We start from the raw sequence: 15,511 nt of genomic DNA on the forward strand, positions 1-15,511 counted from the left end.
CTCCACCACATCATAAATAGTTTATGGGTATCTTTATAATTATCAAAATATATTTAGTTCATAGTATTTCTATAGACCAAATCGTTTTGATCCTCAATTATTCGAAAGAAGGTGTTTTTGCATGACACTTGCATATGTCATAAATCAAGGATCTGGTACTGTGTCGGTCATTGATACGAAGACTCACAGTGTCCTTACTACCGTACCTGTGGGATCGAATCCATTTGATGTAGCAATAACACCAGATGGAAAGCTTGCATATGTCACAAACAATGACTCAATGGACGTGTCAGTTATCGATACGAAGACTTACGGTGTCCTTGCTACCGTTGATACGGGTGGCAATGCTGCTTCAGTGACCTTTACTCCAGATGGAAAACTCGCTTATGTTACAAACGCATCGTTTATAGGAACAGTGTTTGATATGTTCACGACAGTCATCGATACAAAGACGCACTCCATAATAGCTACCGTACCTGTGGGATCAGATCCATTTGATGTAGCAATAACACCGGATGGAAAGCTTGCATATGTCCCAAACAATGGATCGAGAAACGTGTCAGTTATCGATACGAAGACCCACAGTGTGCTTACTACAGTGAATACAGGTGGTGCAGCTGCTTCAGTTGCTTTTACTCCAGATGGAAAACTCGCTTATGTCACGAACACAGTAATTTTTGGCACAGATCCGTTGTTAGGTATGTTCACGACAGTTATCGATACAAAGACACATTCCGTAATAGCTACCGTACCTGTAGGGGTGGCTCCAGTTGATGTAGCAATAACACCGGATGGAAAACTCGCATATGTCCCAAACAATGGATCGAGAAATGTATCGGTTATCGATACGAAGACCCACAGTGTGCTTGCTACCGTGGATACGGGAGGTGCAGCTGCTTCAGTTACTTTTACTCCAGATGGAAAACTCGCTTATGTCACGAACACAGAGGTATTTGGGACAGATCCGTTGCTAGGTATGTTTACGACAGTCATCGATACAAAGACACACTCCGTAATAGCTACCGTACCAGTGGGGATGGGTCCAGTTGATATAGCGATAACACCAGCTGGAAAGCATGCTTATGTTATAAACAATGGATCAGGGGACGTGTCTGTTATAGACACGAAGACGCATAGTGTGCTAACTTCTGTGCAAGTGGGGATAAATCCTAGGGCTGTCGCATTTACGCCTAAATAACTTTCAATTTACAAAGATGTTAGTTATTTGGAAAAGTATGTATTGCAAATGAATCATTATTATATGACACAATGATTAATAAGTTGAATAGTTCGAAGAGGTAAGCGTAGCTTACTATTGGACTAGTTGAAAATATTATTCATGAAATGGCGCTGTTCAGTAATGATACTAATTACGTCTTTCTTTATGTTTTGAGCAATATTTTAGTAACCTATATATAAATGCTTTGTTATTGTTATTAATCTAAGAAGCCGAATTCCAGAGGGAATCGGCTTTTCTGCTTTGTTTTTTTAATTCTACCTTCTATAAATAAGATCCTAATTAGTTCCAGCGCTTCTTCAGGGTGATCAAGGTGCTTAAACAATTCTAGATGTTCAGCCTAAAGTGGTGTAGTCTTGAGTCGAAAGGAAAACACCTTCATCTTCATGTGTTATGCTTCCAGTATATGCATCCTGCTTTTCTTTTTACCCATTAACTATTTTTCCACCGTTTATATGTAGTATTTGACCAGTCATATATGATGAATCATCACTAGCTAAATATACATATGCTGGGGCAACTTCACATGGTTGTCCTGGGCGTTTCATTGGCGTATTATTTCCGAATGTTGCTACCTTTCCGCTTGAAAAGGTGGAAGGGATTAAAGGGGTCCAAATTGGCCCGGGAGCAACACCGTTTACACGAATACCTTTCCCTACCAATGACTTTGCCAATGATCTAGTAAAGGCAACAATTGCACCTTTTGTAGCTGAATAATCGATGAGCTGTTCATTTCCTTCATAAGCTGTAATAGAAGTAGTGTTAATAATGGCACTTCCTTGCTGTAAATAGGGTAATGCAAACTTTGTAAGATAAAAGAAGGAGAAAATATTTGTTTTAAACGTTCGTTCTAGTTGTGCTGAGGTAATATTAAGTAACCCACTTTGTGGGTGCTGTTCTGCAGCGTTATTTACAATGATGTCAATCTTTCCAAAAAGCTCTATGGTTTGCTTTATCGCTTGCATACAAAAAGATTCGTCACCAATATCACCATCAATTAACAGACATTTGCTACCTTCTTGTTCTACAAGGTCTTTTGTTTCGGTCGCATCTTCATGTTCATTCAAATAAATGATAACAATATGTGATCCTTCTTTTGCATAATGTATAGCGACTGACCTTCCTATTCCACTGTCCCCACCGCTAATAATCGCAACTTTATCTTTTAGTTTACCACTCGCCTTATAGGAAGGCAGAGCTGAAACTGGTTTTGGATCCATCATGTTTTCCAGGCCAGGTTGCTGATTTTGATGCTGTGCAGGTATTTTACTTTGGTTCATATGGAAATCCTCCTTCGTCATAATGCTATTAATAGTATGGAAGTGACGATAGAGAATTATTTATAGGAAAGTGTAATATTATAAGTACCTAGCTATCATTTTTTTAGGATGTTTTCATATCTTTTGTTTTTTGTACGAAAAAATAAACATACTAAAAAATTCTATGGCATCTATTCTTCTATAAAACGATGAATGTTAAGTGAAACGACGTTTTTATCTATTTAACAACAAAGTTTACGTTAAGAGCCTTTATTTATAAAGAATCGTTTGTTAATTCTACGGCATCTTCACTCCAGCTCCATAACCTATGCGCAGCTTCGTTATCTTGAGCTCGTTTTGAAACTGGAGTGATCTTCTTTTTATAAAAATACTCTCCAGTTATACCTTTAACTTCAGGGCTTGTAGCGAGATAAACAGCAGTAGCTGCCCCTTCAGCTGGTGTCAGGAAAAAATACTTCAACAATCCAACGACGGTCTTACCGAAACCTGTGTTGCGGTCGACACCAATATTTGTAGCTACTGCGCCAGGATGGAGAGCGTTTACAGTAATAGAGGATTCTCTTAATCTTTCAGCTAACACTTTAGTGAATAAAATATTCGCTAGTTTAGATTGTGAATAGCTTTTAAAAGTCCTATATCTTTTCGTTAGGTTAATATCGTTAAAATGTATTTTTCCAATTTTATGAGCTCCAGAAGATACATTAACAATTCGAGCTTCCTTAGAGTTTTTCATAACACCTAGCAATAAGTTAGTTAACAGAAAATGTCCAAGATGGTTAACACCTATTTGTGCCTCATAACCATCTACTGTTTCTTGCCTTTTTAAAGAGATAACCCCAGCGTTATTCACTAATATATGCAAAGCATTATATTTTTCTTTAAATTGTTTGACGAATGAACGAATACTTTCAAAGGAACCTAAATCACAGAGCATTAAATCAATTTTGTTTGAATTGCTTTGTTCAATCGCTTCCTGTAAAGCCTTGTTACCACGTTCTTTATTTCTACAAAGCATGATAACTGTAGCCCCAGTTTTGGCGATTTCAACGGTTGTTGCCAACCCCATTCCTGAGTTAGCTCCTGTTACAATCGCGATTTTTTCATCCATTTATATTCACTCCCCACGAAATAGTAGTATTATAGATAACTCCTATATTGACAAGGAAATCTAAATGTTATTATATCGTATATTTTACAATTATATGAGATTTGTAGCTCGTGTATCACATAGCGATACAATTAGGGTTGATTGAAAATTCGATGTCTATTAGCACGATAATCCCAACTTAAGTTCTGAAACAGGCTATATAAGTCTCCGATGACAGCAGCTGGGTCTCTCGAAAATAAAGATTAAGGTCGAGATGGAGAATGGACAAATCTGACATAAAGCTAAATTGATGTTTTTTATTACAAAAATTTCTATTTTTAATATAGGCTCTTTTTGTAAACTTTGTTCCTTTGTTATATTAGACCGAAAAAGGGGTTTGATAAGATTCCACGGATTCTAGTTGTGTACGTGTATATATACAAAATTTAATGAGCTAGTATTTTTTTCTCCAAGAATACTTTCGTACAATCTAAAAGTAATACGCTTTTAAATTCTTCCATGCTCCGTTACCATTAGATGTGGTTTTTGTTGGTGGTTAACGTCTGAGTGTAGAGATATCTAATGCTTCACCACAGCGATTTTTAAATTGTGTTCCATTTGGATTGCCGATTAGACAATTATTTTATGGGAGAAAATCTCCAACTTTAGGTGCAAAAATGATGTTATTTTTCCATTCAACATGAATGAATGGTTAAGTCCGATATACATACTATGAATAAAGATTTATTAAGTGAGAAAATGGTGAATTTGATCTATAATAACGTTTATATGGTTTTGAGCAAACTATAACAGTATTTTGCATCGTGAAAAGGAGAATATACAATGAAACAAGTCGTCCCAAAGCCGTTTACCTTTGAAGCAGGCGAACGTGCGGTGTTATTATTGCATGGCTTTACAGGTAATTCAGCTGATGTAAGAATGCTAGGTAGATTTTTAGAAAAGAAAGGCTATACGTGTCATGCGCCTATTTATAAAGGACATGGTGTTCCTCCAGAGGAGCTCGTTCATACAGGGCCAGAAGACTGGTGGCAGGACGTCATGGAAGCCTATCAACACTTAAAAGATAGAGGACATGAAGAAATAGCCGTAGCAGGTCTATCACTTGGGGGGGTATTTTCGTTAAAATTAGGTTACACTGTACCTATAAAAGCAATTGTTCCTATGTGTGCACCGATGTATATTAAGAGTGAAGAGGTCATGTACGAGGGTGTACTTGATTATGCAAGAGAATATAAGAAGTTTGAAGGGAAATCTGTTGAACAAATTGACATAGAAATGCAGCAGTTTCAGCAAACGCCAATGACGACCTTAAAAGCACTACAGCAGTTAATTGCTGGTGTTAGAGATCAAGTTGATTTAATTTATGCACCAACATTTGTCGTTCAAGCAAGACACGACAACATGATTAATACAGACAGTGCTAATATTATTTATAACCGCGTAGAATCACCAATTAAGGAATTGAAATGGTATGAGGAATCTGGCCATGTGATTACACTTGACAAAGAGCGGGAGCAGTTGCATGAAGATGTTTATGCCTTTTTAGAAAGTTTAGATTGGAATAGCTAATTATTATATAATCAATGAAACAAGCGAGTTTAAAAAGAGAAGGGTAGAAGAATTTGTTGTATTTCTATGAGGTTACTACCCTTTGTTATGGAGTGTCTAGTATAATATTCCAAACAGGCTGTGTGAAAATGCTTTAAAAAGGAGGGGAGATACAATGGATGAAATCCAGCAACATACCGATAAATTGCTATCTTTTATGAAAGAAGAAGCGTATAAGCCATTAACAGTACAAGAATTAGAGGAAGCGTTTGGTATAGAAGATTCATCTGATTTTAAGCAATTTGTAAAAGCACTTGTCTTAATGGAGGAGCAAGGGCTAGTCGTTAGAACAAGAAGCAATCGCTATGGGCTACCAGAAAAAATGAATCTAGTTAGAGGCACGTTAACAGGTCATGCAAAAGGGTTTGCGTTTGTCGTTCCTGATGACAAATCACTTGATGACGTCTTTATTCCACCAAACGAATTAAAAAATGCAATGCATGGCGATGTCGTCCTTGTTCGCATTAACCCGCATTCTTCTGGCTCAAGAAAAGAAGGGTCAATCGTAAGAATATTAGATCGTGGTATTAAGGAAGCTGTAGGGACATTTGTGGAAAGCAAATATTTTGGGTTTGTTATTCCTGATAATAAAAAAATTGTAAATGACATTTTTATTCCGAAAGGGAAGACTGGTGGTGCAGTTGAAGGACATAAAGTTGTCGTTCGCTTAACTAGCTATCCAGAAGGTAGAATGAGTGCCGAAGGAGAAGTTATAGAAATATTAGGTCATAAGAATGACCCGGGTGTCGATATTCTTTCCATTATTCATAAACATGGACTACCTCAAGAATTCCCATCTGCAGTAATAGAAGCAGCAAATTCAGTTCCTGATACTATATCAGAAGATGACATCAAAGATAGACGTGATTTACGTGACCAAGTTATTGTGACGATTGATGGTGCGGATGCTAAGGACTTAGATGATGCTGTTATGGTAACTAAACTATCGAATGGTAACTTTAAACTGGGAGTACATATTGCTGATGTCAGTCATTATGTCCAAGAGGGGGCAGAAATTGATATTGAGGCGCATGAAAGAGGAACGAGCGTTTATTTAGTCGATCGTGTGATTCCGATGATTCCACATCGGCTTTCAAATGGGATTTGTTCCTTGAATCCTCAAGTAGATCGATTGACCTTATCATGTGAAATGGAAATAAATGAAGCTGGTGATGTCGTTCATCATGAAATATTTCAAAGTGTCATAAAAACGACTGAACGAATGACGTATACGGATGTAAACAATATTTTAACTGATAAGGATGAAGAGTTAAGAAACAAGTATGATTCTTTAGTGCCTATGTTTGAGGATATGGCTGACCTTGCTGAATTGTTACGTAACAAAAGGATGCAACGTGGGGCAATTGATTTTGATTTTAAAGAGGCAAAAGTTCTAGTGAATCGAGAAGGTGCCCCTTATGATGTCGTACTTCGAGAGCGGTCAGTAGCAGAAAGGCTTATTGAAGAGTTTATGTTACTTGCAAATGAAACTGTCGCTGAACATTTTCATTGGATGAATGTACCTTTTATATATCGTATTCACGAGGATCCTAATCCAGAAAAGTTAAATCGCTTTTTAGAGTTCATTACAAACTTTGGCTATGTAGTAAAAGGTTCAGCAAATGAAATCCATCCTCGTGCTTTACAGGAGATCATTGAGGCAGTTCAAGGACAACCAGAAGAGGTTGTTGTATCAACAGTTATGCTACGCTCTATGAAGCAAGCTAAATACGATCCAGAAAGCCTTGGTCATTTTGGGTTATCGACTGATTTTTATACTCATTTTACGTCACCAATTCGTCGTTATCCGGATTTGATCGTTCATAGGTTAATACGTACATATTTAATTAATGGTCAATTAGATGAAAAGGTTCAACAAAATTGGCAAGAGAAACTACCAGAAATTGCTGAGCATTCATCAAGTATGGAACGACGTGCGGTCGACGCTGAGCGTGAAACGGATGAACTTAAAAAGACGGAGTTTATGGAAGATAAAATTGGTGAAGAGTTTGATGGAATTATAAGCTCAGTTACTAATTTTGGTGTATTTGTTGAATTACCAAATACAATTGAGGGGCTTGTTCATGTTAGCTATTTAACAGATGACTATTACCGCTATGATGAACGCCACTATGCCATGATTGGTGAACGAACGGGAAATGTATTTCGTATTGGGGATGAAATAGCTGTAAGAGTTATTAACGTAAATAAAGATGAACGTTCAGTAGATTTTGAAGTAGTAGGTATGAAAGGTCGCCGCAAAACTTCAAAAGACGTACCAAAGGTCATCCATGCTGGCAAAGGACGCAAAAAAACGCATTCTTCTCGGAACAAACAGCATGATAAGAGCGAGAATGATGGAAAGAAAACCAAGAAGAAAAAGAAGTTTTACGAAAATGTCCCTAACGCTAAGCGTAAAAAGAAAAAGAAAAAGCGCTAGTACTACATAGCTACGAGTAAAATCGTAGCTATGGATTTCTTTAGTATTAATAATATTGATTGCAAAATACGTATAAATATTTGAAAGTTGTATAGAGGAGTTGTTAATATAGTTGCAATCTGAATTGGGCCTCTGTTAAAATATAATATACGTTTATATAGGGGGAACAATTGATGCCACGCGGTCAAGGAAAAGTTATATCACAAAATAAAAAAGCATATCATGATTATTTTATTGAAGAAACATATGAGACTGGCATCGTTCTGCAAGGTACAGAAATAAAATCGATCCGAGCTGGTAGAGTTAATTTAAAGGATGCATTTGCGAGAGTGCAAAATGGCGAGGTATTTCTTCATAATATGCATGTAAGTCCGTATGAGCAGGGAAATCGTTATAATCATGATCCACTTCGTACGAGAAAGCTGTTATTGCATAAGAAGGAAATTAGCAAGTTGATCGGGTATACAAAGGAAAATGGTTATGCTATCGTTCCACTTAAGTTATATTTGAAGAATGGCTTTGCAAAAGTATTACTCGGCCTAGGAAAAGGTAAGAAGAAGTACGATAAACGTGAGGACTTAAAGAAGAAAGAAGCAAAACGTGAGGTCGAAAGGGCATTCCGCGATCGTCAGAAGTCATTTTGATTACCCATAAATTGTCAATTGAAAAATAATGTGTATGTGCTATAATAATAAATGTAGTCACGATAACAACATTAACTAACATAACTTAATATATATTGTAGCTTATCTATCCGTTTGTTACTTCCTTAAAGTTGTTCATCCTAAATATTGAACAACATTTTATAATGGGGACGTTACGGATTCGACAGGGATAGTTCGAGCTTAAGTTGCGAGTCGAGGGGATCGGCCTCGTTAAAACGTCAACGCCTATAACTGGCAAAGAAAACAATAACTTCGCTTTAGCTGCTTAAGTCAGCTAGCGGTTCCTCCCTCCATCGCCCATGTGGTAGGGTAAGGAACTCACTTTAAGTGGGCTACGCCGGATTCCACCGTCTGAGGATGAAGGAAGAGAACAATCAGACTAGCAACTTGGAAGCCTGTCGATAGGCTGAAGAGTCTGCGAAATACTAATATATCGACTACACTCGTAGAAGCTTAAGTGACGATGTTTCTGGACGTGGGTTCGACTCCCACCGTCTCCACCAAATACATACATTTGGTGGTTTTATTTATTTTGTGACGTAAAGCATAAAGTTTCCTTTTGGAAGCTTTATGCTTTATTTTATGTAACGAGATAAAAAACTTTGTGTTTGATAAATAATTTACTTTAAACTCATAGTAAATTAATAACTTAGTATATTTTTCAGTAGTTCCAACAACTGCTTTTTGTTCAAGCATAATATACACTGCATTTTCACTTTATTGTTGTATATATTGGAAGCTGTTCCTATTTTGATTCTAGTCATTCAGTGTTGGTGATATTTAACTCCTTGTGTCTACTGATAAAAAAGTTATGAAATAATGGGCAAGAGGTACAAAAGTTATCGTATATTCAGATTTGACTCAAAAGATGGTGTTTGGTATTACAACAACGATGATATATTTAAGGTAGCTGCAGAAGCTATAGGAGAAGGAACACAATCCACAAGTGATGACCCAGGTTGGAGATTAGGCCCATCCTATGAAACTTATAAAGATTATATTAAAACATATGGGCCATCATATCTAAGTATGAATCATGAACCTTATGGTGGACACACAGTTACTGTAAAAGGTTATGCAAAGTATAAGACAACATTTAAAGATCAATTTTTAATCAACCGTACTTATTATGATGAGTTTGTTCGTATTAACGACCATTGGGGCACTACAAGTGGAGATGCTTATCTTTACTTAAACCGTGCTGGGTCAAGTTTTTGGTATTTACAAGGTATTGAACCAAATTAAATAGTTCATTAAAGGGGGGATATATTACTCTACACTATGTTTTATAATTTTAAGAGTATTGTTCGGAGAATGGATAGACTCAAAACTATCTCGACTCCAAAGAGAGTGTTATACCCCCTGAAAAAAACTTTTATGAATGGAGGCTTTTATATTGAAAAAGAAGGCCACAGTAATAGTTGGTATTTTATTATTGTTTATTACCATCTATGTTATCTATAATTCTTTCTTTAGTAAGACTGCATCTATAAAGTCAGAAATAGGTGCAGAGAAATTAGAATATATAGGTATTGTAGAAAGTGATTTGTTTGATGAACGACCTCATCAAGAAGGGTATTTAAAAGATAATTCTGAATTTATAATTTATAATAAAGGTAAGAATAATTATTATATCGTTAAATCAGGAGAGAACCTTATTGATACTGACATCCAATATACACAAACCTATATATTACCTCTTTTTAATACATATGATGATACTTCAATTGAGTCAAAACATTTAATCATTAAGTTCGAAAACGGTTTAAAAGTGGATTCTACCTATTTTTACAAAGTAATACATTCGAAAGGTGAAGATAAATTTTTGAGTTTCTTTTTTAATGAGAATACTTTTTTTAATACATTTCAAGATGGTTATAAAAAGCTTGTAGATTATTAGTGAACTATATATTTTATCCCATATAATGCTTTCAACTTGTCGAATATGAATAAGGACTAGTTCTTATTTGTTAACATCAGCCATTATTGTAATTAGAAGATCCACAGAAAAGGATTAATGAAATTTGTAGTGAAAGTTAAAGGGCTGATTTCAGACCTTCTTTTTTTGAAACACATGTGATATTAAAGTGAGTCAACCCACACCAACGTACATAGAGTATAGTAACAATAAAAAAATGATGTTGGGGTGGATTTTATGGGAGTTGCTTATGTTAGGGCTGGTAGTATGATAGCTGTAATTGATACGAAAACACATAGTGTGATTGCAACAATACAAGTTGGAGGGGTGCCAGTAAATATAGTCTTTACACCAGATGGGAAGTTGGCTTATGTATCAGATACTGGTGAAAACAATGACACAGTATCTGTCATAGATGTGAAAACACATAGTGTGATTGCAACAATACAGATTGGGAACAATCCAGATGATGTAGCCTTAACACCAGATGGGAAACTAGCTTATGTGACTATTGATGGGGAGAGCACATTATCAGTGATTGACGTGAAAGCACATAGTGAAATCGCAACAGTGCAGGTTGGAGGCAGTCCAGATAAAGTCGTCTTCACACCAGACGGGAAACTAGCTTACGTATCAGCCACTGGTATGGACAACGGCTCTATATCTGTAATAAATGTAAAAACACATAATATGATTGCGACTATATCAATTGGTGCCGAGCCGGATAAGATTGCTTTCACGCCAAACGGGAAACTAGCATATGTGACTATTGATGATGAGGGTATTGTATCGGTGATTGATGTAAAAACTCACAGTGTAATTGCGACTATACCTGTTAGTGATTTTCCAAATGATATAGCTTTTACCCCAGATGGGAAGGTGGCCTATCTTAGAAGTCAGAACCCAAATAGGTTAGTTGTTATGGATACAAAAACACATAGTGTCATTGCCTCATTAGATGTAAATGATGTTGTATCCGATATTTCCTTTACCCCAGATGGAAAGTTGGCCTACGTGCTATTACTTAATATTGGTGATTTACTTGTGATAGATACAAAAACACATAGTGTCATTGCAACTGTTGGTAATATTGGGGCTTGCAATAATTTTGTTTCAATTGAACCTAAAGGACAGTTTGTCTATGCATCGAGTGCAGATGATAATAAAATATCAGTGGTTGATACGAAGACGCACCAACAAATCGCGACGATTGATTTACTCGATAGTGCAGGTGATGTTGTATTCTCACCAAAATAAGAATAAATAAGCACAAAAATAATAAGTGACGGCCCGTATCTTTATTTTAATTAATGAACTCAATGATTTAAAATCTATAAATTTATTAGATTAACGACAATTCTGAATTTATTATTCCACCATTTGGAAGAAGAAGGTAGTTAAGGGTATCCAGACTACATTAAGAATAATACCTATTACAAATAGGTCAACCAGAAAGTTACTGGATGACTTCATAATACGATATAGCGCTGTTCAGTAATAATACTGAAAGCGCCTTTCTTTATGTATTGAGCAATATTGTTAAACAAGGTTACTAAGGGCTAAAATCAACCCTAATCCATTTTTTTGTAAAAGCTCGATATAACCACATAGCCTAAAAATATAGTAGCATATAGACTAAGACCACTTTCCCAGCTATGAGCCTGGAGCTCAAAGAAAAGAGGATATCTCGGAAGGTAAAAATAACTTATTATAACAATAAACATAGCTGGTACGCCTAGTAATAGAAGTTTTTCAAGATGAAGTTTCCATTTACCTTGCTTTTTGATTTCTTTGTAAAAAGTCGGTAATCCAATCACAATACCGAATATGAAATTAGAAATTACGTAAAGAGTAGAATACATATAAAACGAAATTGAAAATCGCTCCCACTCTGCATTAAACCAATTATCAAACTTACTCTTAAAGAACCAAAACACTATAAAAACAATAAAATAAATTGCATACTCTTTAATTTTTTTGTAAGAAATCATTTTTCCCCTTCTTATTAATTTAGTGATAATAGAATTTTAACATAAAAGACAATGGTATAAGAAAAGCTCTTTTTTCAATAAACCAGTTCATGTATTATCACGATTTTCCAATAAAAACTTTATTTATCCATGCTATACTAAAATAATCCATGACAAACAACCTTCCGAATATACAGTTTGGAAGGTTGTTTTGCTGTTTAATATGGTACAGATCCAGTGTAAGAGCTTATTCACACAAGCGATAGCCGCAACCACGCTGAAATCAAACCAGTAACTTGAATTAATTAAAAATTAAGGTTTGAAAATAATGATCAAAATCCAAACTCATCGTATACATCATTAATCATACCATTTCATTTTATTAAAAAGATTGTATTGGAGGAGTGAAGATATTGAGGTCTAATGTAATTAAACCTGCTATATACTCATCTCTTATTTTGTCTCTGGTATTCATAACTCTATCCCTAAGTAAAATCTGTTATAAACTATATCCTACTTTCCGATTTGTTGACTTCATTAAGCCCTTAACATACAGAAGAACGGGGAACCCAAGTGAAGAGACTAGTGCCAACACACTAAACAAAGTAAAATGGTTTGTATAACCGAAATACTCCAACATAAGCCCTCCAATCAAAGGACCGAATGATCCTCCAATTGCAGTAAAACCCATCGCACCAAAATACAAACCTTTTAAATCATGTGGTGATATTTGATCAATAAATAAATCTGTCATTGTAAACATCATTACTTCACCGACCGTAAATACGAAGACTGACAAGAATAAAAAGGGTATAGAAGTAAAAAACGCAAAGCCTAGTAACCCAATAGATGTCGTTAATGTTCCTATCATGATTGATGTTAGTGCGGAATAACGTTTTCCTATCCTTGTTACTGGATATTGGACAATTAATACTGTTATAGCGTTAAACACGATAAGGTAAGAGAATACCTCTACACCATTTGTTATAATTGGTGAGGAGGCTAAATATTGTGGGATGGTTGAACTAAATTGAGAATAACCGCACACCCCCATAATTAGTCCAATGACTGCGAAAAAAAATACACGATCAGCACTAAGTATCTTCAATGCTCTTGCCATGGTTACTCGTTCACTTGTTTTAGTGTTTAAACTATCATCAATTTGGTTTATAGAAAACATGGCAAGCAGAACAATAAAGTAAAAAGCATAAATAACTGCAGTCACAAAAAATGCTGATGTTGAAGATGAGCTACCTATCTTTAATCCAATAAGGGGACCTACTGCAGCACCGATATTAATGGCTGCATATCTAAGGTTAAACACCAACAGTTTATTTTTTGGCTTAGTAACTTTTGAAAGTAACGCCCTAGACGATGGCTCAAAAAAAGAACGACATAAACCATTTAAGGCATTTAAAATAAAAAACGTAACTACACTTTCTGCTAAAGCAAAGCCAACAAAAACAAAAATCCAAATAAAAATGGAATATTTCATGACCTTTTCTTGCCCATATAAATCTGACAAATAGCCACCGATAAAACCACCAAATAGGCCTACAATTGAACTAACTCCAATAATAGCACCAGCAAAACCTGGACTAACCCCCTTCACTGAAGTGAGGTAAATTGCTAGGAATGGGATTGTCATAAATGTAGCCATTCGAGCAAAGAGTGTACCAATGATTATGGTGAGACTTATTGGATGAATTCTTCTTATTCCCAACTTACACTCCTCCCTCCGAGTTACTCTATGTATCCTTCGTTCAACTCTATCGAAGGTGGTAAGAGTTTTCTTCTCTAGATCAGCTTATTTCATTATACTAAATATGTATCAAGGACGGTATGAGAATTAAGAATGATATATTAATACAACTTTAGAATGAGAGGTTAGTAATAGTGAGAGGCGAGGCATTCCTGTTTCTGTTGAATCATATATATTTGTCTAAATACTTGAGACGATAAATTGATGAGTTATTTTTTTACATAGAACAGTTATATAAATGAAGATTGTTAAATATGGAGCAAAAAACATTTATTACATATTGAAGGGTTGTTGTATTTATTACATCGCTTTACTTCTATTATTAAGTTGGAGCATTATTAGTGATCAAAGTTGTAACCTTTTTGTAATCTTCTTTTAAATAAATCGTAATAAAATACAATCATCAAGAAGAAAAACCAAAAAATTGGAGGTTATACAACATGATAAAAATCATAATTGCTAGTATGTTAACAATGTCATTAATCGGTGGAGGATTAGTATATCAGAAAACCGATTTTGCAATAAATGATCATAAGGTTACATTATCTGAGAGTGAAGAATCACAAGAGAATCCGATACGAAGAGAAGATATGGAAAATTTTGATGAAATAATGAAGGAGCAAATGGCAAAGTTTAAAGGTCCGAATGAAGAGAGTATGTACGATTTGTTAAATCATACATTTGAAAACCCAGATTGGACCTTTGAAAGTGATGATTATAATGCAATGCTATTTCATGGGACAAAGAATAGTAAAGAATATTATATATTTTTTTACTATCAACAAGAAGATATAAATATAATTTTAGATGGAGAAAGCATAAGAAGAACGAATGAAGAATTTAATGAATGGCTAAGTGAATTTTCAATAAATAATAATCAGTTTACATTATCCGATACAGAAGAATCACAAGAGAATCCGATACGAAGAGAAGATATGGAAGATTTTGATGAAATAATGAAGGAGCAAATGGCAAAGTTTAAAGGTCCGAATGAAGAGAGTATGTACGATTTGTTAAATCATACATTTGAAAATCCAGATTGGACCTTTGAAAGTGATGATTATAATGCAATGCTATTTCATGGGACACAGAATGGTAAAGAATATTATATATTTTTTTACTATCAACAAGAAGGTATAAATATAATTTTAGATGGAGAAAGCATAAGAAAAACAAATGAAGAATTTAATCAATGGTTAAGTTCGGAGTTACTTTTATAAAGACTCTTTTCGTAAACTTTGTTGCTATTGTTACCAAATTCGTACCATAATAGTGTTTTTATATGGTAGTCATCGTTTTATAGATGAAAAGATGCCACGATCTCTATTTATGCACGTGTAAATGAAATTTTTATGGATAAAGAAAAATTAGAGTGAGCTTTGACAAAAAATTCATAACGTAATACGAATAGTTGTTGTATCACTCTGGGATAGAAGGGGTTTTACTACCCCTCTTTAATCATATACTGATAATATTCACCAACAGGGTGCTAATCTGAAATAAAGATTAGCGTCTCTTTTATT

Annotated in this window: 12 protein-coding genes and 1 other RNA gene; 9 read left to right on the forward strand and 4 right to left on the reverse strand. The window is 35.1% G+C overall.

What is annotated here, in order from left to right; all coding sequences use genetic code 11:
• The first annotated feature begins 121 nt into the window (after positions 1-121).
• Entirely contained in the window at positions 122-1,198 is a 1,077-nt protein-coding gene (locus tag SLH48_RS07535; protein ID WP_320257651.1) for a cytochrome D1 domain-containing protein, read from the forward strand.
• Between the two features lie 464 nt (positions 1,199-1,662).
• Here SLH48_RS07535 and SLH48_RS07540 read toward each other — a convergent pair whose 3' ends face one another.
• Together SLH48_RS07540 and SLH48_RS07545 are read right to left on the reverse strand one after the other, a co-directional pair.
• Positions 1,663-2,517 carry an SDR family oxidoreductase gene (locus SLH48_RS07540; protein WP_320257652.1) on the reverse strand — a complete coding sequence of 285 codons (855 nt, stop codon included), beginning with the start codon at positions 2,515-2,517 and terminating at the stop codon, positions 1,663-1,665.
• A gap of 253 nt (positions 2,518-2,770) precedes the next feature.
• Positions 2,771-3,625 (reverse strand): SDR family oxidoreductase, encoded by an 855-nt coding sequence (locus SLH48_RS07545; RefSeq protein ID WP_320257653.1) that lies wholly within the window; start codon positions 3,623-3,625, stop codon positions 2,771-2,773.
• Between the two features lie 822 nt (positions 3,626-4,447).
• Here SLH48_RS07545 and SLH48_RS07550 point away from each other — a divergent pair.
• The 7 genes from SLH48_RS07550 (at position 4,448) to SLH48_RS07580 (ending at position 11,513) form a co-directional block, all read left to right on the forward strand.
• Complete coding sequence (locus SLH48_RS07550) at positions 4,448-5,194, forward strand: alpha/beta hydrolase (RefSeq protein ID WP_214483633.1); 747 nt, start codon at positions 4,448-4,450, stop codon at positions 5,192-5,194.
• A gap of 154 nt (positions 5,195-5,348) precedes the next feature.
• Positions 5,349-7,673, forward strand: a complete 2,325-nt coding sequence (gene rnr, locus SLH48_RS07555) for a ribonuclease R (protein ID WP_320257654.1) — start codon at positions 5,349-5,351, stop codon at positions 7,671-7,673.
• Between the two features lie 173 nt (positions 7,674-7,846).
• On the forward strand, positions 7,847-8,317 hold the full coding sequence (gene smpB, locus SLH48_RS07560; protein ID WP_214483637.1) for an SsrA-binding protein SmpB: 471 nt from the start codon (positions 7,847-7,849) through the stop codon (positions 8,315-8,317).
• 166 nt (positions 8,318-8,483) lie between these two features.
• Positions 8,484-8,841, forward strand: a transfer-messenger RNA (tmRNA) gene (gene ssrA / locus SLH48_RS07565).
• Between the two features lie 316 nt (positions 8,842-9,157).
• The gene (locus SLH48_RS07570; RefSeq protein WP_320257655.1) at positions 9,158-9,583 is read left to right on the forward strand and encodes a hypothetical protein; all 426 of its coding nucleotides are present in this window, start codon (positions 9,158-9,160) and stop codon (positions 9,581-9,583) included.
• A 151-nt stretch (positions 9,584-9,734) separates the two neighbouring features.
• Positions 9,735-10,238, forward strand: coding sequence for a hypothetical protein (locus tag SLH48_RS07575; protein WP_320257656.1), 504 nt, complete (start codon positions 9,735-9,737; stop codon positions 10,236-10,238).
• Between the two features lie 255 nt (positions 10,239-10,493).
• On the forward strand, positions 10,494-11,513 hold the full coding sequence (locus tag SLH48_RS07580) for a cytochrome D1 domain-containing protein (RefSeq protein ID WP_320257657.1): 1,020 nt from the start codon (positions 10,494-10,496) through the stop codon (positions 11,511-11,513).
• Between the two features lie 314 nt (positions 11,514-11,827).
• On the opposite strand, the gene SLH48_RS07585 is transcribed toward SLH48_RS07580, so the two are convergent.
• Together SLH48_RS07585 and SLH48_RS07590 are read right to left on the reverse strand one after the other, a co-directional pair.
• On the reverse strand, positions 11,828-12,247 hold the full coding sequence (locus SLH48_RS07585) for a hypothetical protein (protein WP_320257658.1): 420 nt from the start codon (positions 12,245-12,247) through the stop codon (positions 11,828-11,830).
• Between the two features lie 478 nt (positions 12,248-12,725).
• Positions 12,726-13,949: an MFS transporter gene (locus SLH48_RS07590; RefSeq protein WP_320257659.1), complete on the reverse strand. Its 1,224-nt coding sequence runs from the start codon at positions 13,947-13,949 to the stop codon at positions 12,726-12,728.
• Positions 13,950-14,428: 479 nt separating this feature from the next.
• Between SLH48_RS07590 and SLH48_RS07595 the strand changes: the two genes are divergently transcribed.
• Entirely contained in the window at positions 14,429-15,208 is a 780-nt protein-coding gene (locus SLH48_RS07595) for a hypothetical protein (RefSeq protein WP_320257660.1), read from the forward strand.
• Positions 15,209-15,511: the final 303 nt, after the last annotated feature.

The sequence above is a fragment of the Cytobacillus sp. IB215316 genome (assembly GCF_033963865.1).
Taxonomy (GTDB): Bacteria; Bacillota; Bacilli; order Bacillales; family SM2101; genus Nanhaiella; species Nanhaiella sioensis.

What these genes read in the sequence shown, in the direction of transcription:
- SLH48_RS07545 (WP_320257653.1), bottom strand. Translation starts at nt 3,625, where the DNA reads ATGGATGAAAAAATCGCGATTGTAACAGGAGCTAACTCAGGAATGGGG.
- SLH48_RS07570 (WP_320257655.1), top strand. Translation starts at nt 9,158, where the DNA reads ATGGGCAAGAGGTACAAAAGTTATCGTATATTCAGATTTGACTCAAAA.
- SLH48_RS07540 (WP_320257652.1), bottom strand. Translation starts at nt 2,517, where the DNA reads ATGAACCAAAGTAAAATACCTGCACAGCATCAAAATCAGCAACCTGGC.
- rnr (WP_320257654.1), top strand. Translation starts at nt 5,349, where the DNA reads ATGGATGAAATCCAGCAACATACCGATAAATTGCTATCTTTTATGAAA.
- SLH48_RS07585 (WP_320257658.1), bottom strand. Translation starts at nt 12,247, where the DNA reads ATGATTTCTTACAAAAAAATTAAAGAGTATGCAATTTATTTTATTGTT.
- SLH48_RS07550 (WP_214483633.1), top strand. Translation starts at nt 4,448, where the DNA reads ATGAAACAAGTCGTCCCAAAGCCGTTTACCTTTGAAGCAGGCGAACGT.
- SLH48_RS07580 (WP_320257657.1), top strand. Translation starts at nt 10,494, where the DNA reads ATGGGAGTTGCTTATGTTAGGGCTGGTAGTATGATAGCTGTAATTGAT.
- smpB (WP_214483637.1), top strand. Translation starts at nt 7,847, where the DNA reads ATGCCACGCGGTCAAGGAAAAGTTATATCACAAAATAAAAAAGCATAT.
- SLH48_RS07535 (WP_320257651.1), top strand. Translation starts at nt 122, where the DNA reads ATGACACTTGCATATGTCATAAATCAAGGATCTGGTACTGTGTCGGTC.
- SLH48_RS07595 (WP_320257660.1), top strand. Translation starts at nt 14,429, where the DNA reads ATGATAAAAATCATAATTGCTAGTATGTTAACAATGTCATTAATCGGT.